This is a genomic window from Paraburkholderia phosphatilytica, assembly GCF_003443895.1.
GTDB classification, from domain to species: domain Bacteria; phylum Pseudomonadota; class Gammaproteobacteria; order Burkholderiales; family Burkholderiaceae; genus Paraburkholderia; species Paraburkholderia phosphatilytica.
Window position 1 is genome coordinate 415844 of record NZ_QQOA01000001.1, and the last position, 23279, is coordinate 439122.

Sequence of the window (23279 nt, forward strand, 5' to 3'; positions counted from 1 at the left end):
CCTTCGGGTAGGGTGGAGTCAGGTCGAAAAGGAACATCAGGATGGGCGGGCGCTGCATGGTCACCCCTCGTCAGGAGGCAGCCAGCCAGTGCCGAGCATGGCGTCGTACAGATCGGTGCGGCGGTCGTGAAGCACGTGATTCAGCGGCCCAAGCGAACGCCCGGCGCGAATGCGCTCGACATCGATCGGCGCGTACAGGATTGCTTCGCGATCGGCGCTTGCGGGGCCAGCGAGCGGCATGCCATTGCCGCCCACGATCAGGCTCTGGCCAAGAAACGGTTGCCCGCGCTCGGTGCCGATCCGGTCCGCGCACGCGATCATCAGCCCGTTGCTGTGCGCGGCCGCCATCGTGAGCGTCGTGGCGATGGTCGGCTGGTCCGCGTGTTGTCCCGTCATCGGCACCCAGTTGGTCGGCACGCAGACGATGTCCGCGCCCTGCGCGGAAGCCAGCCGATACACCTCGGGGAACCAGCCGTCGTAGCAGATCGCGATCGCGACGCGTCCAAACGCCGTGTCGAACACCGGCACACCGCGATCGCCGGGCTCGAAGAAGCGCTTCTCGTCGTTCCACAGATGCAGCTTCCGATAGCAGCCGATCACACCCGCCGGCCCGACGAACACCGCCGAGTTGTAGAGCCGCTCGCCGTCGCGCTCGGCGATGCCCGCCACGATGTGCACGTTCAGGCGCTGCGCGGCGGCGGTCCACGCTCGCACGGTCTCGCTATCGGCCAGCACTTCGGCAAGCGCGACGGCTTCCGCGCGATCGGCGAACACATAGCCGCTGTTGGCGAGTTCGGGTAGCACCAGCAGCGACGCGCCGTGTTTCGCGGCCTCGTCGATGCACTGAAGCGTGCGCACGACGTTGTCGTGCTTCTCGCCGACGCGAGGCTCCATCTGAATGCAGGCCACCACGGGCTGATCGGTGTTGGTGGGGGTGACGCTGCGCGGATCGATTGCCAAATTCGTTCTCCAAATGCAAAAAGCCCCCGAACTGGCGTTGAACGCAAGTTCGGGGGCTACGTAGCCTTCCATGTGTAGCGCGGCATCGTTGCCGCGGGTTGCCGCCGATACGACACGGCAACCGATGACGCGAATCTAAGGAGCCATTATCCGGTCGTCAACGGGATATGTCCGCGCTAGGGGTAAACACTGATCACGCGATGGGTGGGGCCTGACGCCGCGACGCCACCGCGATCGCGCTGCCGACGATCATCGCGATGCCGAACAGCGACAGCGGGCGGATCGTCTCGTGCCACACGACGTAACCGAACAGCGTGGCCCACGCGATGCTCGTGTAGTTGAACGGCGCGAGCGCGCCGGCATCCGCGCGGCGGAACGCGACGGTCATCAGCACCTGGCCCGCCGTCGCGAAGCCGCCGACCAGCGCCATCACGACGAGCGCGTTCAACGTGGGTGTACGCCAGCCGAAGATCAGCGAAGCTCCGGTGACGATCGTGCCGACGGCGGTGAAGAACAGCACCGTGGTACGCGAGTCGTCGGTGTGCCGGATGCGCTTGATCTGCATGATCGAGAATGCGCCGCACAGCGCGCTCAGCAGCAGAAACGCCGGCCCCATCCAGCTCGACTGACCGCCGCCCGGCCGCACCACCAGCAACACGCCGGCGAAACCGATGCACGCCGCAACTGCCGCGCGCGGGGTGAGCTTTTCCTTCAGCACCAGCGGCGCGAGCAACACGACGAGCAGCGTTTCGGAGTACGCGATCGCCACCGCTTCGCCGAGCGGAATATACGGCAGCCCTGCGAAGAACAGCCCCGACGCGCCGAGCAGCGTCAATGCGCGCACGGTCTGCCCTTTGAGGTCGAGGCCCGAAATGCGCTCGCGGAACGGTTTCGGCCCGTGCAAACATAGCGCGACGGCGGGAATCAGGCCGAACAGCATGCGGAAGAACGTGACTTCGTTGGCCGGATACTGCAACGCGACCACCTTCGCCAGTGCATCGACGACCGCGAAGCAGAACATCGATGCGAGGACGGTCAGGATGCTGTCGAGCGGCAGCACACTGCCGCGCGTGGCGATGGGCGATGACATGACGCGTGTGGAAATTGAAAGGCACACGCATCATCGCACAGGATCGCGGCGGCATCACGTGCGCGCTCAACGGTCCGCAACGTGCATGCAGGCGGCATGTTCATCCGCTTGTGCGGAGAGGCTACCCCGTCACGAACACCGTCCGCACCAAGCTGTCCGCGCGCGCCCAATGCTCGCCGATCTCGGCCAGCGGCAGCGCCTCCGTCGGAATCTGTAGCCCCGCGGGCACGACCGCGTGCATGACTTCCGACATCACGTGCAGCAGACGCGGCAACGGCACGCTGCCGATCCCGCTGCCCATCAGCGTGATCGCGGTGGCGCGCAGCACCGCGCCCGGCAACGCGATCTCGTCGCCGCCGATCGAGCCGATCTGCACGAAGCGAACCGCATGGCCGTCCGTAGTCGCTTTGGCCGCAGCAATCAGCAACGCACGCGCGCTGGGCCCCCACAGATAATCCAGCACGACGTCGACGCCTTCGCGGAACTGCTGCTCGAACGCGCGGTACAGATTGCCTTCGTCCTGCACCAGCGGAATCGTCACGTCCGCGCCCATCCGCTGCAGCGATGCGAGCGTCGCCTCGTTGCGACCGGTCGCAATGACCTTCTTCGCACCGAGATGCTTGGCGATCTGGACGGCGAGGCGACCCGATGCACCCGTCGCGCCATTGATCAGCACCGTCTCGCCCGCCGCAAATTTCGCGCGCTCGGTGAGCGCAGCCCATGACGACATCGCCGGAATGGCGATCGCGGCGGCCGTTGCATCGTCGATCGCGTCCGGTAGCGCGATGCAGTGTTCCGCGGGCACGAGCGTGCATTCGGCCATCGCGCCGAACGGCGGGCGCGGGCCGAAGAAATAAACGCGCTGGCCGTCTTCGAGACGCCCAGCGCCGTCCACGCCCGCGACGAACGGGAAGGTGCCTTTCGACGAGTAATGCGTTCCCGCCGCTTTGGCACGCGCGACGCGACTCAGCGCGGACGCGGAGACATCGATCAACCGATGACCCACCGCGTCGACGGGTTCATCGAAGTCGGCATACACGGGCGGTTCGTCGGCGGACTTGACCACTGCTGCTTTCATGGAGGTTCCTTCAGGCAAGAGATGAGATGCGGCGAGTGTAGGCGTGCAAACGCGGCCCGGCTCCGGTATAAATGCCATTCGATACGGCGTTCTGGCCAGGCCATGCCCATTCCTCTCATCCGCCTCGATCTCGTCCTCTCGCAGGAAGGCCCGTTCCTCGCGGCGGCTGAACTGACGCAAAGCGAGGAGCGCGTGATGGAGTCGCACAGCCATGCGCGCGGCCAATTGATGGGCGCGCTGAGCGGGCTCGTGTCGATCGGACTCAACCGGCAGAACTGGGTCGTGCCGGCCATCCACGCAATCTGGATTCCGCCGCGCCACGTGCACTCGGTGCGTTCGTACGGGCCGTTTTCCGGCTGGAGCGTGTTCATTGCCGAGGCGCGATGCGCGTCGCTGCCGTCCGAGCCGCGCGCGATCCGCACCACGCCGCTGCTGCTCGAAGCAGTCCGGCGCGCGGCCACCTGGCCAGGCGCACCGCTCGACGAAACGCAGGCTCGCATCGCTGAAGTGATCATCGACGAGGTCGCGTCGTCGCAAGCGGAATCGCTCGGTTTGCCGCGTCCCGAGGATCCAAGACTCACGCGCATCGCCGATGCGCTCGCACGCGATCTTGCCGACAACCGCCGTCTCGAGGAATGGGCCACGTGGGCCGGCCTCGCGCCGCGCACGCTGAGCCGCCGCTTCGTCGCGGAGACGGGCCTCACGTTTGCGCAGTGGCGTCAGCAGGCCCGTCTGCTGCGCGCGCTCGAACTCGTCGCGGATGGCGTGCCGGTGACGACGATCGCGCTGGAACTCGGCTACGAGAACGTCAGCGCGTTCATCGAGATGTTTCGCCGCGCGACGGGAACGACGCCCGGGCGATACATGATGACGGCCAACGCCCCGCCGCGATAAACGGAGCGCCCCCGTCCAGCCCGCTAGACGGTCGCGAACGCAATATCCGACGGACTGCCCACGCCCACATAACGGCCGGTGAAGCGCAGCTTGCCGCTGGTCTTGTCGACCGCGAAGATCGCGACGTGGTCGCTGCGCTGGTTCAGCGAATAGAGGAAGCGCCCCGACGGATCGAAGCGAATCACGCGCGGATAGTCGCCACCCGTGTGCGTCTCGCCGACACGTTCCAGGTGGCCGTTCGCACCGATGCGGAACTGCACGATCGTGTCATGCAGCCGGTTCGCGACGTAGATGAAGCGGCCGTCGTGCGACAGCATCACTTCGGATGCGAAGCTCGTGCCTTCATAGCCCGGCGGCAGCGTCGACACGGACTGCAACTGCGTGAGGGTGCCGGTCCGGTCGTCGTACGCGTAGCAGACCAGCGTCGACGCTTCCTCCGTTACTTCGTACAGGTGGCGGCCATCCGGATGGAACACCACGTGGCGCGGCCCCGCGCCCGCCGATGCCGCGACGAATGGCGGATCGTTTGGACTCAACGCGCCGGTGGCTTCGTCGAATTTCCACACGTAGGTGCGATCCACACCCAGGTCCGTCGAAATCGCGAAGCGTCCATCCGGCGATGGCACGATCGTATGCGCGTGCGGACCATCGTGGTCGCTGATCGCGAAGCTGCCCGGCACACCTTCCACCGCACGCTGCGCGCCGGCCGGCGCCTTAGGCGCCTGCACGGACACCGCTTCGCCGAGCACGCCATCGGCGGCCAGCGGCAACACCGCGACGGTGCCGCTGTTGTAGTTCGCGACCAGCACGAAGCGGCCATTCGGATGCAGGCTCAGATACACCGGCCCCGCGCCCTGCGAGTTCACCGTGTTGATCAGATGCAGCGCGCCGGTGCCCTGCTCGATCGCATACGACGTGACCGATCCGTTCGTGGTGCCGTTGTAGTTCTTCACCTCGCTGACGGCAAACAGGAAGCGCTGCTTCGGATCGATCGCCAATGCGCTCGGGTTCTGGATCTGACGCACGGGTTCGAGCGGCTGCAGGTCGCCGGTGGCGTGATCCACCTGAAAGCGGTGAATGCCGAGGCCATTCGGCGTATAGGTGCCGACGTACGCATAGAGGGTCTTGCCATTCGCGCCGCCCGCCGCCGTTTCTCCCGCTTCCGCGGCTGCGTTCGCCGCCTGCGGCCCGCCGAGCGCGCCCATTGCCGATGCCGCCGCCATCGCGCCCATCCCTTTCAGCCAGACACGCCGTGCTTCCGAACCCGGAACTTCGATCTGCCGAACCCTGCTCATTGTTTGCCTCCAGTGAATGAGTGTGTCGTCCATCAACGATCGCGAGGGTCGAGCATAACGCAACGGCCCGCTATTGCCGCAGCCCGTTGCCACGCAACGCCAAGCTTACAGACAGAAAGCACACGGGCGTGCCGGGACCCACGCGCCTTAACGCACGCAGCGCGCATTTCGCGCCCGGGAAAGTTCCGGTAACACGCATCGTGGATGTCCCGCTATTCCGCGCATCGCCGGCACCCGACCCGGAAAACAATGTGCGCAAGCTGTGCTTCATACGTGACAGCGCCTCTTCGGAACAGACAGGCAACACGATGCGACGATCCATTTCACTGCTAGCGGTAGTCATCGCGATGTGCGGGTCAGGTTGCTCGAGCCAGCCTTTTCTGACGGGCGTTGTAGTGGGCACAGCGATTGGTGCTGGTGGAGTCGTATGCATGACGGTCTGCCACTAGTGTTCGCTCATGCATTCGATGTTGCCATCGCGGCACATCGCTTCATCTCACGTGATCGGGTACCCAGAATGAACTCAACCGGAATCAGCTTCGCCCAACTCGGCATCGTTCGCCGCACCGCACGTGCGGCCGGCATGACGATCTCGGCCATCGCCCTCTTCGCCGCTGCCTGCGGCTTCGCTCAGGCAGCGAGCTTCCAGTGCCGCCACAACCAGTCCAGCTCGGAAAAGCTCGTCTGCAACGACCCCGAACTGTCTTCGATGGACGACAAGCTGTCGACGCTCTACAGCCGCGCGAAGGATCTCGCGCCGGATCGCGACGCGCTCGAAGCCGACCGCCTCAGCCAATGGAACTGGCGTCAGACGCACTGCACCGACAAGGCTTGCGTCAGCAACTGGTACTCGCGCCGCATCACCGAACTCGACGCCGACATCCAGCAGGGTCAGCAGGCGCAGATCGTCTCGCTGAAGGCTAACCTGACCGCGCAGAACCTGCCGACCGACGCGCAGGAAGCCGTGCTGCAGATCGAAGGCGTGCACCCCGCCACGGTTGCTGGAAACCAGTAAGCGTTGCGAGATCGTGGCAGGCTTCGCGCCTGCCACGATGGTTCGTTGCCGTTGGTTGCCGTTGGTTGTGGCCAGCGGCAGCAGTTCGGGCAAGGCATCGTTCGCTTTCGCTTCCGCCGAAAATGCGAGAATCGCGGCGAAAGAAAGACAGCATGATGCGCAACGTACCCTGCCGACTGGACCATGAGCCTGTCTAGATTCGTATTCCTGATCTTCTTCGGGTTCGCCGTCGTTGTCTGCGTGAGCGCGGCGAACCGCGCGTGCGCTGAAACGAACGACACGATCGACCCATCCCGCGCGGTAACGCTACACGACGCGAGCTTCGTGATGAGCGACAGCCCGACGCCGCCGCCTACCGGCTGGCAAGCCGTCACGCTGCCCGACGTATGGCGCATCCGGCACCCGGGCCAAAGCGGATTCGCGTGGTACCGCATCGCATTCAATCCAAGGTCCGTACCGACCCAGCCACTCGCGCTGTATGTGCCGCACGTATCGCTCGTCGCGACGTTCTGGCTGAACGGGTCGCTGCTGAATCCCGGCGTCGTATTCGATCGCAGCGACGGCAGGATGGGCACGCAGATGAGCGAAACGCCGATCTATCTGGTGCTGCCGTCAGGCCTCTTCCACACCGGCGAAAACGTGCTCGACATCCGCCTGCAGGGCGATCGCCGAATCCGCAGCGGGCTCTCGGCGCCGATGCTCGGCTCCACCGTCGATCTCGAACCGCGCTGGGCCTGGCGCAACGCACTGCAGGTCACGGTGCCGAACGTGGTGCTCGTCGTCGTAGTCAGCGCGCTGTGCTTCGTCGTCGTGCACCTGCAACGCAAGGGCGGCGCGCATCTGATTCAGCTCGGCATGCTCGCGGGTATCGGCACGGCCATCCTGTACCTCGCCGTCAAACTGCCGATGGGTCGCGAGACCGAGCAGCTGCTGCGGATCGTCGCGAATATCGTGGAGCACTGGGCGCTCGTCGTAATCGGCTACCGGATGTCCGGTGCGCGGCAGAAATGGTTTCCGCCACTCTGGCACACGGTGACGGTGCTCACGACGATTGTGGTCTTCTGGTACGCGGCGACGGACACGATCACCGATCGCACCTGGCTACTGACATGGCCGCACCTGCTGCTGCGCTTCGTCGTCGTGTATCTGCTGCTGCAACGGGCCTGGCGCGACCGGTCGTTCAAGCTCGCGGTCATCGCGATCACCAGCGGCATCTGGCTGCTGAGTCTCGTGCAATCCTACGTGCTGCTGACGGAAGCAATGCCATGGGACCAGTTCCGTTCGAGCAGTCTCGGCATTGCGCCGTTCTGCGCCGTCATGCTGTTCGTATTCGCGGAGCAGTTCATCCTCGACCGCCAGCAGGCCGCGCTTGCGCAACAACACGCGATCACCTCGGAACGCAGCCGCATCCTGCAGGACATGCACGACGGCATGGGCGCGCATCTTGTCGCGGCGCTGCATCTCGCGCGCCGCGGCGACGTTGCGCGCCACGAGCTGATCGATTCGATCGAGGCGTCGCTGCACGATCTGCGCTCGATCATCGATTCGCTCGACGTGGCCGACGACGATCTTCTGCCGCTGCTCGCGAATCTGCGCTTTCGCGTCGAACCGCGTTTGAACGCGCTCGGCATCGCGCTCGCGTGGGACATCGCGACACCGTTTCCCGAGCTCACCGGGCTGACGCCACAGACGGCATTGAGCGTGCTGCGTATCGTGCAGGAAAGTATCAACAACATCATCCAGCACGCTCAGGCACGCGTGATCCGGCTCGTCGCGCAGGCCGAGGGCTCCACGCTATGCATCCGGATCAGCGACGATGGTTGCGGCTTCGACGCGAGCAATGCGAGCCGTGCACGCAACGGCGGACATGGGCTGGCGGGCATGCACGCGCGTGCTGAAGGTTTGAAGGGCTCCGTGCGCATTCTGAGCGGCACGGAGGGCACGACGGTGGAACTAAGGATTCCGTTGATGCAGGGCAGTGCGGGCGATGCGACGCCGGATCGGTTCGTCGCGAACGGGACAGCTTGAAGTAGCTCGCGGCCGTCTCATGAAAGTCAGCGTCGATCGCCCTTGATTTATAGAATGATCAGTCTTAATATCGTTTCACCATGAGACGAACCGCCCGCTCCGAACCAGCAATCGTGTCCCCCGACCGGGGCCGGCCACGCGAATTCGACATCGACGAAGTCACGCGTGCAGCCGGGCGCGTGTTCTGGGAGCAGGGTTACAACGCTACGTCGATAGAAACGCTGTGCAAGTCGACAGGCCTCTTTCGCGCCAGCCTGTATAGCACGTTCGGCGACAAGCATGGCCTGCTGGTTGCGGCCTTCGACCAGTACGCGGAAGGTGCGGTCGCTCGTCTGAAGGAAAAGCTCGAAGGCAGCCTTCCCCCCGACCAGGCCTTGCGCCAGGCGCTACTTCACTACACCAAGGTCGCGGCAAAGCTGTCGGGACGACACGGATGCTTCATCACCAACACTGCGATCGAATTGCTGCCCGCTGACGAGGTCTTGCGCCAACACGTCGAATCGACGTTGCAACGCATCGCCGCTCACCTCGCCGCCGCCGTAGTCCGTGGGCAAGAGGCAGGCAAATTCGACTCGACGCTCGACGAGCATGCGGTCAGCCAGTTTCTGCTGTGTGTCATCCAGGGCTTGCGAGTGCTTGGAAAGGTGAATGTCAGTGAAAGCGATCTCGTCTCGGTCGTCGACATGACCATGCGAGCGCTGATCTAAAAATTTTTTCCTATTTCTGGAACGATCAGTCATGAATTCACCAACAGGTTCTTCGCTGACGTCCGCGTGTCGCGACGCGCTGCAGGCGAATGTCCCGAAGCACGACAGGTATGCGAAAGGGGTCGCGTTTTGCGTGGGCGCTACGGTATTGCTAGGCATCATGTTTCCAGTGATGACCAACGCGCTGACGCACATCGATCCGTTCACGTTCACATCGCTGCGGTATCTGATTGCAGGTCTCGCGTTTCTCGTCCTGCTACGGATCAAGGAGGGCAAGGATGCACTACGCGCTGATGGAGAATCGCTGGCGCTCGCCTGGCTATTGGGATCGATCGGCTTTTGCGGATTCGGTTCGTTCGTGTTTCTCGGTCAACAACTCGCGGGGCCCCAAGGCGCATTGACCGCTTCGATCATGATGGCAACCCAGCCGATGATGGGCGTCATCGTGAACGCGATCGTGCACAAGAGTCTGCCGCCCGTGCTCTCAATGCTGTTTATCCTGATGTCGTTCACGGGTGTTTCGTTGGTGGTGACAAAGGGCGACCTGGGCGCCGCGTTACACGAGCCGCAGCACTATGCCGCGAATGTGTTGATACTCGTCGGTGCGCTGTGCTGGGTGATCTACACGTTCAGTGCGTCGCGCTTCAAGCGATGGTCCGCGTTGAAGTACACCACGCTGACGATATGGCTCGGCCTGACGACGATCTTCGGCGTGAATGCGCTGCTGTTCGCGCTCGGCGTCGTTCCGGTGCCATCGGCATCGCAACTGGCGGCAATCGCGCCTCACCTGCTGTATATGGGTCCGGTTGCGGGCTTCGTGGCGATTCTGCTCTGGAACATGGGCAACCGGATCCTCACGCCGCTCAACGGCGTGCTGTTCATGGACGTGTTACCCGTCACGGCGTTCACGGTTTCCTCGCTGACGGGGGTGATTCCGCAGCACGCACAGATCGCTGGCGCGGGTGTCACCTGCCTGGCGCTCGTTCTGAACAACGTCTTTGTTCGGCGGCGCGCAAAGCGACACCAACGCGCGACCGCATAAGCTTTGTGCCTCGCGCCCGAATCGCTCGCGTCAGCTCAACCACCCTCGCCAAACCGTGCGAGCCCGAACAGCGATAGATCCAGCCGGCTCCCGCCCGATACGATGCGCTGAGCGAGCGCTTCGCCGATCGAGCTGGCGAACTTGAAGCCGTGCCCCGAGAAGCCCGTCGCGATGTGAACGCGTGGGCACGCCGCGATGCAATCGACGATGAAGTGCTCGTCCGGCGTCACGTCGTATTCGCAGACCCGGCCGACGCGCAGCGCGCCGGCATCCGGCAGGTACTCGCGCAGGAAACGTTCGAGTTCGGGCAGATCGTCGGGCTCGTCGCCGAACGGCACGAGCGGCGCATCGGCATCGACCGGCTGGCCGCCATCGTGGCGACCGAGCTTCAGGCCCGCGCCATCCAGATCGGGAAAGCCGTAGTACTGGCCCGTCTCCGACGCGAACGCGAAAGCGCTCATGGGACCGGGCGCAAAAAGGTTCGGTGATCCGTCGAACCACGCGAAGGTTTTTCGCATGCGCGTGACCGGCAAACGCACACCAAACGGTTCGAGCAGCGCGGGCGTGCGCTTGCCCGCGCAGACGATCAGATCGCGGCCCGTGAAGCGTTCGCCGCGCGCGGTCACGACGCTGACACCGCTGTCGCCCTGTACCTCGATGCGACTGACAGGCGTATCGGCCGCCAGCGTAGCGCCAAGCGCGATAGCGAGACGGCGATAGCTTCTGACGGCCTCCTCGCAAAACAGCACGCCGGCATCGGCCTCGAAGCCAACCAGGTATTCCGCAGGCAAACGCCATGCGGGCCAGCGACGGCTCGCCTCGTCACCGTTCATGAATTCCACGGACAGCCCGTACTGCACCGCGCTGCGCTGCACTTCGCGCACGAACGGACTCGCGCCCGACCCGATGTTGACGACACCGGTACGCGCGAAGACTTTCGCGCCCGCCGCCTGCTCGAGTTCGAGCCACAGCTGCTGCGCGCGCAACGCCAGCGGCACATACGCGGCGCCTTCGCCATACGCATGACGAATCAGGCGAGTGCCGCCATGGTGCGCGCCGTGTTCGTGAGGCGGACTGTGCGCGTCAAGCAGCAGCACCTTGTGGCCCGCTTTGCTCAGGTAATAGCCGGCGGCCATCCCCATCGAACCCGCACCGATGATCAACGTGTCGAAGCTGCGGTCGTGCATGGTCTGATCTGACATAGGCGGGCCTTGTGGGAAGCGAATTCAGTACGTCCAGAATACCTGCTATTCCCCGCCGCCTCCCGCTTTCGCGCACATTCGTGCAATTGTCTGTATCGCGTGGTCGCTTAGATACATGGCGATACAAACGGCACGCCGACTTGCGCTATAAAGCATCCATCGTTCAAGCGGAGAAAGAGCATGGGTCAAGACACACTGCGCGGTTCCTGCCACTGCGGCGCCGTCACCTTCGAGGTACGCACCGGGCTCACGCCGGCTTCGCGCTGCAACTGCAGCCTGTGCCGCCGCAAGGGCGCGCTGATGTCGCCGATGGTCGCGAAGGAAGACCTTCACGTTCTCAGCGGCGAAGAGGCGCTCACGCTGTACCAGTTCAACACGCGCGTGGCGAAGCACTACTTCTGCAAGCACTGCGGCATCTATCCGTTCCATCAGACGCGCAAGGACCCGACGCGGTGGCGCGTGAATCTCGGCTGCCTCGAAGACGTCGATCCGTACACCGTGGAAGCGGGTCTGTCGGATGGCGCGAGCCTGTCGGTCGTGAGCGACGCATGAAGCGCCTGCTCTTCATCGTCGCGCTGTTGCTGGGCGGCTCGCTGACCGAGCAGGCGGAAGGCGCGCACGCATCGCCTTGCGGACTACTGGCAACGGAGACGTGCTCCAGTGCAAAACGTCGAAGGGTATGATGCGGCGATGGACAAACCCGACCATGTGCTGATCGTCGACGACGATCGCGGCATTCGCGAACTGCTTGCCCAGTATCTGGAAAAGAACGGCATGCGGGTATCGCTCGCCGCGAACGGCCGCGAAATGCGCGCCGCGCTCGAGTACGGCGCGCCCGACCTGATCGTGCTGGACCTGATGCTGCCCGGCGACGACGGCCTCGTGCTGTGCCGCGAGCTGCGTGCAGGCAAGTTCCGCACGGTGCCGGTGCTGATGCTCACGGCGCGCAGCGAAGAAACCGATCGCATCGTCGGGCTCGAGATGGGCGCCGACGACTACCTGGCGAAGCCGTTCGCCGTGCGCGAGCTGTTCGCACGCATCCGCTCGGTGCTGCGCCGCACGCGGATGCTGCCGCCCGGCATGCAGGTCGCGGACTCGGCACCGATGCTCGTGTTCGGCGACTGGAAGCTCGACACCACCGCGCGCCATCTGCTCGACGCCGAAGGCACCGTGGTTGCACTGAGCGGCGCGGAATACCGGCTGCTGCGCGTGTTCCTCGATCATCCGCAGCGCGTGCTAACACGCGATCAACTGCTGAATCTCACCCAGGGCCGTCAGGCCGACGCGTTCGACCGCTCCATCGATCTGCTGGTCAGCCGTCTGCGCCAACGTCTGCAGGATGACGCGCGCGAGCCGCGCTACATCAAGACGCTGCGCAACGAAGGCTACGTGTTCTCGTCGTCGGTCGAGATGCGCGACAACCCGCCATGAGCACGCTGCCCGCCTGGCGTTGGCCGCGCACGCTGTTCGCGCGGTTGAGCCTGATTCTCTGCATCGGCCTCGCGGTCGCGCAGGCGCTGTCGTTCTGGCTCACGTTGACCGAGCGCGACGACGCCACGCGCGACGTGATGATGGGCTACATCGAGCGCGAGGTGGCAAGCTCGGTCGCGCTGCTCGACCATCTGCCGCCCGATCAGCGCGCGGTATGGATACCGAAGCTCGCGCGGCGCAGCTATCAGTTCGTGCTCGGCACCGGTATTCCCGGCACGCCGCCCGGCGCGCGTCTGTCGAAACGCGTCGAAGAAGCCGTGACTGCTGGCATCGGCGATCAGTATCACGTCACCGCGAACGCGGTGCCCGGCGATCGCGAACGGCTGCAGGTGCATCTGACGCTCAGCGACGGCACGCCGCTCACGATCGACATGCGGCCGATGCCGTCGATTCCGCTGTCGCCGTGGCTGCCCGTCGTGCTGGTGCTGCAACTGACGGTGCTCGCAGTGTGCTGCTGGCTCGCAGTGCGCGTCGCGACCCGGCCGCTCGATCAACTCGCGCGCGCCGCGGATACGCTGGGCCCGGACCTGAAGGCCGATCGTCTGCAGGAAAGCGGGCCGTCCGAAGTGGCGCGTGCGGCGAAGGCGTTCAACGCGATGCAGGACCGCATCAAGACATACATGACCGAGCGCATGCAGATTCTGTCGTCGATCTCGCACGATCTGCAGACGCCGATCACGCGCATGCGGCTGCGGCTCGACGTGATGGACGACATACCGGAGAGCGCGAAGCTGCAACAGGATCTGCGCGAGATGGAAGCGCTCGTAAAGGAAGGCGTGACCTATGCGCGCACGATGCACGGCACGCTCGAGAAGTCGAGCCGCGTCGATCCCGACGCGCTGCTGGACAGCATGGTCTGCGATTACGTGGATGCAGGTCAGCAGGTCACCTGTCGCGGCACGATCGGCACGTCGGTCACGACGCGTCCGCAGTCGTTGCGGCGCCTCTTCACCAACCTGATCGACAACGCGCTCAAATTTTCGGGCGCCGCGGAGATCGAGGTGAAGCGCCTCTCGGACGAGCAGGTGTCGATCGCCGTGCTCGATCGCGGTCCGGGCATTCCGGAAGATTCACTCGAAACCGTCTTCGAGCCCTTCGTGCGGCTCGAGAAATCGCGCAATCGCGAAACGGGCGGCACGGGCCTCGGCCTCGCGATCGCTCGACAACTCGCGCAGGCGCTCGACGCCACCCTCACGCTGCGCAACCGCACGGGCGGCGGACTCGAAGCACGCGTCGTCTTCAACAAGCTGCGCTGACAAAACCCAATCGGCATCGCATCGCGCGGGGACTGCCTGGGCGCTGCGTCTACACTGCGTCAGCGCTGCCGCGTCGGCGCATGTATCTCAATGTATCGAGCGACGCGGCGGACACAGCAGAACACACTCGCACCCCTCGCTGTACATAACCCGGATACATCGGGCGTATGTAATGTCTTCACACGCGCAACGACTCGTTTCGAACCCACGGCGCGTGTCATTCATCAGACTCATCCAATCATTCGAACAGGAACAGGAGTGTCCATCATGCAAGACATCGAGAATCCGCGCCGCCGCCGTCTTCTGGGCGTGAGCGCTGCCGCCGCCAGCATCGCCGCGCTCGAACTGGGCTTGAGCGGACTGGCCAACGCGCAGACGAATGCTGCGGCCAACGGTGGCGCGTCGTCGAATACATCGTTCGCGGCACTCAAGCAGATTCGCGCCGGCGTGCTCGACATCGGCTACGCGGAAGTCGGCCCGAGCGACGGCCCGCCGGTCATCCTGCTGCATGGCTGGCCGTACGACATCTACAGCTTCGTCGACGTCGCGCCGATGCTCGCGGCCGCCGGCTACCGCGTGCTGGTGCCCTGGCTGCGCGGCTACGGCACCACCCGCTTCGTGTCCGATAAAACGCCGCGCAACGGCCAGCAGGCCGTGGTCGCCGTCGACATCATCGCGTTCATGGATGCGATGAAGATTCAAAGCGCGGTGATCGCCGGCTTCGACTGGGGCGCGAGAACCGCCGACATCATCGCCGCGCTGTGGCCCGAACGCTGCCGCGCGCTGGTTTCGGTGAGCGGCTATCTGATCGGCAGCCAGCAGGCGAACCAGGCGCCGTTGCCGCCGCAAGCCGAACTCGCGTGGTGGTATCAGTTCTACTTCGCGACCGAGCGCGGCGTGCGCGGCTACGAAGCCAACCGTCATGATTTCGCGAAGCTCATCTGGCACACTGCCTCGCCGAAATGGAACTTCGACGACGCGACGTTCGAGCGTTCCGCGCAAGCGCTGCAGAACCCCGATCACGTCGCGATCACGATTCACAACTACCGCTGGCGGCTCGGGCTGGTGAAGGGCGAATCGAAATATGATGCGCTCGAACAGCGCCTCGCCACCTCACCTGCGATCAGCGTGCCGACCATCACGATGGAGGGCGATGCGAACGGCGCGCCGCATCCGCAGCCTTCCGCGTATGCGAGCAAGTTCACTGGCAAGTATGCGCACCGCACGTTGACGGGCGGTATCGGACACAACCTGCCGCAGGAAGCGCCGCGCGCGTTCGCGGATGCGGTGATCGATGTCGCGAAGGGGTGAATGCGCCCTACGAACAGGCAACGCGAAACTTGCTGCATGATTCCCACGTGAAACGCGGACGTAAGCCAGCATGACTCGATGAGACCTGACACATGGCACCGCTGTCAGGTCCCTTTCGAAAAGGTTCGGACTGCGATATCACACGCTAAAATTTTTACTTGCGCTTACGCACGCACGCCGAATACAATCCGCCCGTCTCATCGAAAGGAGTCCCTCGTGGACACATGCTCTGGTAGTAGCAGTTCCGTGCCGGCAGACGCCGGCCATGCTATCGCGAGCTAGCCGACGCAGGTTCACGCCTTCGCCGCTAACTCGCCTGAGTCGGGTTAGCGCGCTTCAACACTGACTGGCGAAAGCCGGTCTTTCAGCAGCACGCTTCCTCTGTTCGTTTGCAACGACCGCTGTCCGCAGCTTCGCCTGCGAGGTGTCGTCGCGTTTGCACGTCGTTCGGCCGATGGCCGGACTGGACGGGGGTCGTCACGTTCGTCAATTTCTTCACAAGGTTTCGCGAGCGCGTCTCGCCGGTTTTGCTTGAGCTCGTCTTCGCGCAGTACGACAAAAAAGGAAACCGAATAATTGTCTCGTCACGCGGCGAGCGTTTGATTGACCCATAAACGCAGATTCATTTCCACAAAAACTCAGCCCCCACTCATCATGAAGAACAAACTTAAAACCATGCTGTTCGCGACGGGCGGCCCGCTATCGCTGACCGTCCTGCTGTCGGTCGGCATCGTGCCGTCTGCCTTTGCACAGACGAACAGCGATACAGCTCCTGCTCAACCCGCGCCGCAAACCGAAGCGCCTGCCGGTCAAGCACCAGCTGATCAGCCGGCCGCTGCGCCGACCGGCTTCTGGGAGCGTTCGAACCTGCTCGGCGATATGGGCGCCCTGCGCCCGTGGCTCGGCAATTTCGGTGTGACATTCGGCTTGCAGGAAACCAGCGAATACCTGAACAACCTGTCAGGCGGCGTTCATCGCGGGGGGGCCTATGACGGCGTCACGCAGCTCGGCCTGGGTATCGACACGCAGAAGGCGTTCGGATTGCCCGGCGGCGTGTTCAACGTGTCGGCCTTTCAGATTCACGGCACGAACCTGAGCACGCGCGACCTCGATACGCTTCAAACCGCGACGGGTACAGAAGCGGACGCGACAACGCGGCTCTGGGAACTGTGGTACCAGCAGTCGCTATTCGATGGCAAGGTCGACGTGAAGATCGGCCAGCAGAGTCTCGATCAGGAATTCATGGTGAGCCAGTACGCGGGCACGTTCATGAATGGGACGTTCGGCTGGTCGGTACTGCCGTCCGTCGATCTGCCGGCGGGCGGCCCTGCGTATCCGCTGTCGTCGCTCGGCATCCGGCTGCGCGCCACGCCCACCGATGCGATCACAGTGCTCGGCGGCGTGTTCGACGGCAATCCCGCGCCCGGTGTCGGGAATCCGCAGAAGCTGAATGCGAGCGGCACGAACTTCAATCTGCACAACGGCGCGCTCGTGATCGGCGAAGTGCAGTACGCGATCAACCCACCGCCCGCGAATCCGTCGGATCCGAAGTCGGCTGGCCTGCCCGGCACCTACAAGCTGGGCTTCTGGTACAACAGCAACCGCTTCGCGGACCAGGGTGTGGACAACACTGGCCTGTCGCTTGCGAATCCCGCGAGCACCGGCACTCCCGCGAGCCGTCATGGCGACTACAGCGTCTATGCAGTGGCCGATCAGATGGTGTGGCGCCCGAGTGCGGACAGTCCGCAATCGGTGGGCGTGTTCGCGCGCGTGATGGACGCGCCGGGCGATCGCAACCTCGTCGATCTCGCCGTCAATGCGGGCGTGACGCTGAAGGCGCCGTTCAAGGGCCGCGACAACGACGTGGTGGGCATCGCGGTCGGCTATGCGCATATCGGCTCGCACGCACAGGATTACGCGAGCAACGCGGCGCAGTACACGCCAGGCTATCCGTCACGCAGTGCAGAGACAGTGGTCGAAGCGACCTATCAGTATCAGGTCGCGCCGTGGTGGCAACTGCAGGCGGACTTCCAGTATGTGTTCAGTCCGTCAGGCGGTATTCCGAATCCGGACAATCCGTCGCAACGGATTGGGAATGAGGCGGTGGTTGGGCTGCGGACGGTGGTTGCGTTTTGAGGTGGGCGTGAGCGTTTGATGGAATCGCAAAGCGTGGTGCATCGACAGTTAAAGTGCGTTGCAACGTGCCCCCCTCAAAGCCGCCCGTCCCCCCTTGCAGGCACCAGACACACCGCCCCCGCCGCCAGCACACCCGCCACCGCGAACACATGAAAATTCCACGGCAGCGGCGCATGCGATTGCGCGAGCGCACCGCCAATCAACGGCCCCGCGATCGCGCCAAAACGCCCGACACCCAATGCCCATCCAATACCCGTCGCGCGATTGTGCGGCGGGTAGTAGCGTGTGATATACGCGCCGAGCAGCATCGTGTTGCCGATCGACCCCAGCCCCGCGATACCGACCAGCACATACGTCTCGATCTGCCCATGCGCGCCGGCCAGCGCACACAAACTGGCGCCCGCCAGCAGATAGAGCGTACTGACCACGACCTTCGACCCAAACCGATCGGCCACCGCGCCGCCCGCCAGCGAACCGACCGCCGCCGTCACGTTGAGCGTCAGCAGCAGACTCAGGCTCGATCCGAGCGGAAAGCCGGACTTGCGCATCAGCTGCGGCAGCCACGTGCTGAGCCCATACAACAGCAACAGGCCCATGAACATCGCCAGCCAGAACGCGAGCGTTGCGCGCAGATGCGAAGGTTCGAACAGTGCGCGCACGGGTTGAATACCGCGCGGCGCGGTGTTCTGTGGCGAACCGCCACCACCATCGCCTATCGCATCCACATTCAAACGCGTGATACCGAACCGCGCGGCCGTCTCCCGCGCCTCGCCGAAACGCCGCTGCGCGAGCAGAAACTGCAGCGACTCCGGCACACACCGCGCGACGAATGGCAGCGCGATCGACGGCACCGCGCCAATACCAAACAGCAGCCGCCATCCATGCACCGGCAGCCAGAACATCGCCACCAGCGCGACCAGCACGCCGCCAATCGAATAGCCGGTGTAGATCAGCGCATAGTTGAACGAGCGTCGCGCAGGCGGCGAATACTCGACGGTCAACGCAGCCGCGGTGGGAATCACGCCGCCAAGCCCGAGACCACCGATCACGCGAAACGCCGCGAACCAGCCAGGCGATGGCGCAAGCGCGGCCGCGCCCATCATCAGTGAGAACAGCCCGACGCTCGCGAGCAGCATCGTGCGCCGTCCGAGCAGATCGCTCAGCGTGCCCGCGCCCATCGCGCCGATCATCATGCCGGCCAGCGAGCAGCTCGCGATCGCGCCCAGTTGCAGTTCGGAGAGCACCCAGCCCGTGCCATGCGTCAGCGTCGGCAGCACCGCGCCGTAGATGCCGACGTCGTAGCCTTCCACGAAGATCATGAACAGACAGATGCCGACCACGCGCCACGTCAGCGCCGCGGGAATGGACGCAGCATGCTGCCACTCATGCGCGGCATCGATCGATTTAGCGGGCAGCGCGTTGTCACCAGCGGTGGGCGATGCACTCATCGTAAGGCTCCCTGATTCGTCTTGTTGTGCAGCCTCGATGCCCGCGGAAATGAATCGCCCGGGCTCGTGCCCGTTCAATGCGTCTGTTCTTCGCCGCCGATCGCGCCACCAATTGACCCGTCAGGAAGCGGCACCTGCACCGCCGTATCTTCGATCTGCCGCGCGATGATCTCCGCGACGCGCTGCACGTGCGCGTGCGCCGCGGCCTGCGCGCCCGGCCCATCGTGCGCGCGGATCGCGTCGAGTATGCGGTTCATCTCGGCAACCGCCTGGCTGCCGCGATCGTCGGTGGCGATGGTCAGCGCGCGCAGCCGGTTGATGCGCGCGTTCAGCGTCTGCACGATCTCCCACGCCACGCTCTTGCCGCCGCCTTCGAACATGCACTCGTAGAACGCGCCCGTCTGTTCGAGCACGGTACGGTGATCCTGCAGCGAGAACGCACGTTCGATGCGCGAGATGCACAACGCCAGCTTCGAAACGAGCGCGGGCCGCGCGTTGTGCGCGCAGGCCATCGCGGCGTCGCCTTCCAGCAACGCACGAATCTCGTAGATCTGCTGCGCGGTCTGCGCATCGAGCGTCGCGACGACGGGTCCTTGATGCGGCACGTTGTCGATCAGCCCTTCGGTTTCGAGGTGCCGCAACACTTCGCGCACCACCGTTCGACTCACGCCGAGCTCCACACACAACGCGCGTTCAACGAGCCGTTCGCCCGGGTGAAAGTGCGAGTTCAGAATCGCTTCCCGCATCTTGTCGAGCGCGAGTTCGCGCAGCGTCGTCGCGCGACGCTCGACTTTAAGCGAAGGCACCGGTCCGTTCATGTCATGCCATCCGTCAAGCCTGCGCGAACAGATGCGCGTCGCGCACGTCCCATTCCACCAGCGCTTCCGCGCCGATCGCGAGGCCGCTGTCGTGCCGGTGTGCGGCCGGCATCCGGATCGCGATCTCCTGCTGCCACGGCGTGGAAACAGCGTAATGCATCGAATCGCCGAGATACGTGATATCGCGCACGGTGACCGGCAGCATCGACTCTGCGTGGCCGTTCGCATCCTGCTGCGAGCGCAGCCGCATCAGTTCCGGACGGATCATCAGCGTGCCATCGTCGCCCGCGGCCAGCGCGGAATTAAAGGTGGCGCTCTCCACCATGCGCCCGTTCGGGAACACGGCCTGCGCGCGTTCGCCGCCATTCGCCGTCATGCGGATCGGCAGGAAGTTCGAGTTGCCGATGAAGCTCGCGACGAACTTCGACGCCGGATTCGCGTACAGCTCCTCGCCGCTGCCCACCTGCTCGATGCGTCCTTTGTTGAACACCGCGATGCGGTCCGACAGTCGCAGCGCTTCTTCCTGGTCGTGCGTCACGTACAGGATCGTCACGCCGGTTTCCTGGTGGATGCGGCGCAGTTCGAGCTGAATTTCCTCGCGCAGTTTCTTGTCGAGCGCGGACAGCGGCTCGTCCATCAGCAGTACCGGCGGATCGTAGGCGAGCGCGCGAGCGATCGCCACGCGTTGCTGCTGACCGCCCGACAGCTGCGCCGGCATCCGGTCGCGGCATTCGGACAGGTGCACGAGCTTCAGCATCCGCTCCACCTTGTCCTTCACCTCGGCATCGGGACGGCGACGCACGCGCAGCGGAAACGCGATGTTCTCACCCACCGTCAGATGCGGGAACAGCGTGTAGCGCTGGAACACCATGCCGATGTTGCGGCGGTTCGGCGGCACGGACAAGAGCGGCTTGCCGTCGAGCGTCACGCGCCCTTCGGTCGGCTCCTGGAAGCCCGCGACGATGTACAGCGTCGTGCTCTTGCCCGAGCCGGACGGCCCGAGGAAGGTCATGAATTCGCCCTTGCGCACGTCGAGCGATACGTGATCGATCGCGACCACGTCGTCATAGGTCTTGCGCAGGCGCTGGATTTGCAGGAATGCGGCAGTCATGGCTCATCCACCTCGGTTATCGGGCGCGGCGCACGACGGCGCCGGCCAGCATCAATACACACGTCAACCCCACCAGCAGCGACGAAGCGGCCGCAATCACGGGCGTCAGGTCCTGGCGCAGCGTCGACCAGATCATCACGGGCAGCGTCTGCAGCGTCGGGCTCGCCATGAAGATCGACACGACCACTTCGTCCCACGAAGCGAGGAACGAGAAGATCGCCGCGGCGAACAGGCCCAGCTTGATCGCGGGCAGCGTGACGCGCAGCTTCACGGTGAGCGGACTCGCGCCGCAGATCAGCGCGGCGTCTTCGAGCGCGGTGTCGAAGCTTTCGAGCGAGTTGCTGATCGCGATAATCGAGAACGGCAGCGCGATGATCAGATGGCCGATCACGAAGCCGACCAGCGTGCCGTTCAGACCGATGCGCAGGAAGAACGCATACAGCGCGACGGCGAGCACCACCACCGGCAATACCATCGGCGTGAGGAAGAACGCCTGCACGATACGGCGACCGCGGAACCGGCCGCGCACGAGCGCCAGCGACGCGAGAAAGCCGATCGTCACCGACAGCACCGTGACGATCACCGCGATCTTCGCGCTCGTCAACAGCGAGCTGAGCCAGCCGGAATCGGTGAAGAGCTGCTGGTACCACTGCAGCGTCCAGCCCGGCGGCGGAAAGATCAGCCACTGTGAGTCGCCGAACGACAGCGCGACGATGAAGGCGATCGGCAACAGCAGGAACAGCGCCACTGCCGCGCCGATTGCGAGCAGCACCCAGCGCATCGCGCCGAGACGGTCGAAGTCGAGCAACATGTCAGCGCCCTCCCATCGCGGTGCGCGCGCCGCCTGTGTAGCGCAGTTGCACCGCATACAGCGTCAGCGTCACCGCGAGCAGCACGAACGCGGCCGCGCCGGCAAGACCCCAGTTCAGCAGTTCCTGCACCAGCTGCGCGACGAGTTCCGCGAGCATCATGTACGACGGTCCGCCGAGCAGCGCGGGCGTCACGAAGTAACCGAGCGCCATCACGAACACCATCAGCGCGCCCGATGCGATACCCGGCATCGCGAGGGGCACGAGAATGCGCCAGAACGCCTGCCAGCGGCCCGCGCCGCAGATCGCGGCGGCACGCAGCGTCGAAGGATCGATGCTGCGCAGCGTTGCGTGCAGCGGCATCACGAGGAACGGCAGCATGATGTAGGTCATACCGACCGTCACGCCGATCAGGTTGTTCACGAGCGCGAGCGGCTCGTGAATGATGCCGAGCGCCATCAGGATGCGGTTGATCGGCCCCGTCTGCTGCAGCAGCACCATCCACGCGAAGGTCCGTGCGAGCAGGTTGGTCCACATCGACAGCAGCAGGATCGCGAACAGCACCGAACTCACGCGTTTCGGCGCGATGGCGAGCAGCCACGCCACCGGAAAGCCGATCACGAGCGTCACGACGGTGACCACGGTGGCGACGAGAAAGGTGTTGCCGAATACGCGCAGATACGTCGTCGAGCCGAGCAGCTGCGCGTAGTTCTGCAAGCCCGGTGTCGGGTCGAGCACGCTGCGCAGCAACAGCGACAGCACCGGCAACAGGAAGAAGATCAGCAACAGCAGCATCGCGGGTGCGAGCAGACGCATGCTGCGCCAGTCGCGGCGTCGCGGACGCGGCGACACCGGGGGCTGTTCGACCGTACTCAAAGCATTAGCCATGATGACTCCAGGGCCGCGAGCGCGCGAAACGTGCGGCCTCGTTCATGCATTACCGGCGCGATGCCGTAGTCAGACCACATCGGCCAGACCCACGGCATCGCTGCCGCATTACTTCGACTGCCACGCGTACCAGCGCTTCGCGATCTCGTCACGATGCTCGGCCCAATATTTCATGTCCAGATTGATCTGCGAGGTCTTGTACTGGTCGGGCAGCGTCTTCGCCACCGCCGGCGACATCAGCGATGCCGACTTCACGTTGACCGGCGCGTAGCCCGTGTCCGCCGCGAACTTCGCCTGCGCCTGCGCGCTCGTCGCCGCCGCGAGGAACTTCATCGCACCCGCGCGGTTCTTCGCGCCCTTCGGCACCACCAGCATGTCCGCTGCCGTCAGGTTCTGGTTCCACGAGATGCCCACCGGCACGCCGGTCGCTTCCAGCGCATGCAGACGGCCGTTCCAGAACATGCCGATCGGTGCTTCGCCGGACGCGAGCAGCTGCTGCGACTGCGCACCGCCGCTCCACCAGACGATGTCGCTCTTGATCGTGTCGAGCTTCTTGAATGCGCGGTCGAGGTCGAGCGGATAGAGCTTGTCGGCCGGTACGCCGTCGGCGAGCAGCGCGATTTCCAGCACGCCCGGCGCGGACCACTTGTAGAACGTGCGCTTGCCCGGGAATTTCTTCGTGTCGAACAGATCGGCCCAG

At 64.6% G+C, this 23279-nt stretch carries 22 protein-coding genes; 11 read left to right on the forward strand and 11 right to left on the reverse strand.

Going from position 1 to position 23279, the window contains the following annotated elements; translation table 11 throughout:
• Nucleotides 1-60: 60 nt before the first annotated feature.
• The 3 genes from DVS29_RS01735 to DVS29_RS01745 all read right to left on the reverse strand — a co-directional run bounded on the left by DVS29_RS01735 (nt 61) and on the right by DVS29_RS01745 (nt 3128).
• Complete coding sequence (locus DVS29_RS01735) at nt 61-960, reverse strand: nitrilase family protein (RefSeq protein WP_420816058.1); 900 nt, start codon at nt 958-960, stop codon at nt 61-63.
• Between the two features lie 193 nt (nt 961-1153).
• Nucleotides 1154-2050 (reverse strand): DMT family transporter, encoded by an 897-nt coding sequence (locus DVS29_RS01740; RefSeq protein ID WP_118178686.1) that lies wholly within the window; start codon nt 2048-2050, stop codon nt 1154-1156.
• Between the two features lie 121 nt (nt 2051-2171).
• On the reverse strand, nt 2172-3128 hold the full coding sequence (locus DVS29_RS01745; protein ID WP_118178687.1) for a quinone oxidoreductase family protein: 957 nt from the start codon (nt 3126-3128) through the stop codon (nt 2172-2174).
• A gap of 102 nt (nt 3129-3230) precedes the next feature.
• Here DVS29_RS01745 and DVS29_RS01750 point away from each other — a divergent pair, with 102 nt between their 5' ends.
• Nucleotides 3231-4022, forward strand: coding sequence for an AraC family transcriptional regulator (locus DVS29_RS01750; RefSeq protein WP_118178688.1), 792 nt, complete (start codon nt 3231-3233; stop codon nt 4020-4022).
• Between the two features lie 23 nt (nt 4023-4045).
• Here the strand turns inward: DVS29_RS01750 and DVS29_RS01755 are convergent, their stop codons facing one another.
• Entirely contained in the window at nt 4046-5317 is a 1272-nt protein-coding gene (locus DVS29_RS01755; protein ID WP_205962388.1) for a lactonase family protein, read from the reverse strand.
• 517 nt (nt 5318-5834) lie between these two features.
• Here DVS29_RS01755 and DVS29_RS01760 point away from each other — a divergent pair.
• The 4 genes from DVS29_RS01760 (at nt 5835) to DVS29_RS01775 (ending at nt 10109) form a co-directional block, all read left to right on the forward strand.
• Entirely contained in the window at nt 5835-6332 is a 498-nt protein-coding gene (locus tag DVS29_RS01760; RefSeq protein WP_118178689.1) for a lysozyme inhibitor LprI family protein, read from the forward strand.
• Between the two features lie 183 nt (nt 6333-6515).
• The gene (locus DVS29_RS01765; protein ID WP_118178690.1) at nt 6516-8360 is read left to right on the forward strand and encodes a sensor histidine kinase; all 1845 of its coding nucleotides are present in this window, start codon (nt 6516-6518) and stop codon (nt 8358-8360) included.
• An 80-nt stretch (nt 8361-8440) separates the two neighbouring features.
• A complete protein-coding gene (locus DVS29_RS01770) occupies nt 8441-9067 on the forward strand; it encodes a TetR/AcrR family transcriptional regulator (protein ID WP_118178691.1) in 627 nt (208 codons plus the stop codon).
• A 31-nt stretch (nt 9068-9098) separates the two neighbouring features.
• Entirely contained in the window at nt 9099-10109 is a 1011-nt protein-coding gene (locus tag DVS29_RS01775; protein ID WP_118178692.1) for a DMT family transporter, read from the forward strand.
• A 35-nt stretch (nt 10110-10144) separates the two neighbouring features.
• Here the strand turns inward: DVS29_RS01775 and solA are convergent, their stop codons facing one another.
• Nucleotides 10145-11311 (reverse strand): N-methyl-L-tryptophan oxidase, encoded by a 1167-nt coding sequence (gene solA, locus DVS29_RS01780; protein ID WP_118178693.1) that lies wholly within the window; start codon nt 11309-11311, stop codon nt 10145-10147.
• A 180-nt stretch (nt 11312-11491) separates the two neighbouring features.
• On the opposite strand from solA, the gene DVS29_RS01785 reads away from it, so the two are divergent.
• The 6 genes from DVS29_RS01785 to DVS29_RS01805 all read left to right on the forward strand — a co-directional run bounded on the left by DVS29_RS01785 (nt 11492) and on the right by DVS29_RS01805 (nt 17505).
• Nucleotides 11492-11863 (forward strand): GFA family protein, encoded by a 372-nt coding sequence (locus DVS29_RS01785; protein ID WP_118178694.1) that lies wholly within the window; start codon nt 11492-11494, stop codon nt 11861-11863.
• Nucleotides 11860-11994 carry a hypothetical protein gene (locus DVS29_RS38090; protein WP_276314219.1) on the forward strand — a complete coding sequence of 45 codons (135 nt, stop codon included), beginning with the start codon at nt 11860-11862 and terminating at the stop codon, nt 11992-11994. Before DVS29_RS01785 ends, DVS29_RS38090 begins: the two co-directional genes overlap by 4 nt.
• Before the next feature lie 7 nt (nt 11995-12001).
• Nucleotides 12002-12742 (forward strand): response regulator, encoded by a 741-nt coding sequence (locus tag DVS29_RS01790; RefSeq protein WP_118178695.1) that lies wholly within the window; start codon nt 12002-12004, stop codon nt 12740-12742.
• The gene (locus DVS29_RS01795; protein ID WP_118178696.1) at nt 12739-14058 is read left to right on the forward strand and encodes an ATP-binding protein; all 1320 of its coding nucleotides are present in this window, start codon (nt 12739-12741) and stop codon (nt 14056-14058) included. The genes DVS29_RS01790 and DVS29_RS01795 overlap by 4 nt, the downstream gene beginning before the upstream one ends.
• A gap of 267 nt (nt 14059-14325) precedes the next feature.
• On the forward strand, nt 14326-15369 hold the full coding sequence (locus tag DVS29_RS01800; protein WP_118178697.1) for an alpha/beta fold hydrolase: 1044 nt from the start codon (nt 14326-14328) through the stop codon (nt 15367-15369).
• A 651-nt stretch (nt 15370-16020) separates the two neighbouring features.
• The gene (locus DVS29_RS01805) at nt 16021-17505 is read left to right on the forward strand and encodes a carbohydrate porin (RefSeq protein WP_420816061.1); all 1485 of its coding nucleotides are present in this window, start codon (nt 16021-16023) and stop codon (nt 17503-17505) included.
• A gap of 74 nt (nt 17506-17579) precedes the next feature.
• Here DVS29_RS01805 and DVS29_RS01810 read toward each other — a convergent pair whose 3' ends face one another.
• The 6 genes from DVS29_RS01810 to DVS29_RS01835 all read right to left on the reverse strand — a co-directional run.
• Entirely contained in the window at nt 17580-18953 is a 1374-nt protein-coding gene (locus DVS29_RS01810; protein WP_118178699.1) for an MFS transporter, read from the reverse strand.
• Nucleotides 18954-19027: 74 nt separating this feature from the next.
• Nucleotides 19028-19771, reverse strand: coding sequence for a GntR family transcriptional regulator (locus DVS29_RS01815; RefSeq protein WP_118178700.1), 744 nt, complete (start codon nt 19769-19771; stop codon nt 19028-19030).
• A 13-nt stretch (nt 19772-19784) separates the two neighbouring features.
• Nucleotides 19785-20882 carry an ABC transporter ATP-binding protein gene (locus DVS29_RS01820; RefSeq protein ID WP_118178701.1) on the reverse strand — a complete coding sequence of 366 codons (1098 nt, stop codon included), beginning with the start codon at nt 20880-20882 and terminating at the stop codon, nt 19785-19787.
• Nucleotides 20883-20898: 16 nt separating this feature from the next.
• Complete coding sequence (locus DVS29_RS01825) at nt 20899-21693, reverse strand: ABC transporter permease (protein WP_118178702.1); 795 nt, start codon at nt 21691-21693, stop codon at nt 20899-20901.
• A gap of 1 nt (nt 21694) precedes the next feature.
• A complete protein-coding gene (locus tag DVS29_RS01830) occupies nt 21695-22579 on the reverse strand; it encodes an ABC transporter permease (RefSeq protein WP_118178703.1) in 885 nt (294 codons plus the stop codon).
• A 108-nt stretch (nt 22580-22687) separates the two neighbouring features.
• A partial coding sequence (locus DVS29_RS01835) for an extracellular solute-binding protein (protein ID WP_118178704.1) occupies nt 22688-23279 on the reverse strand: 592 nt, incomplete at its 5' end.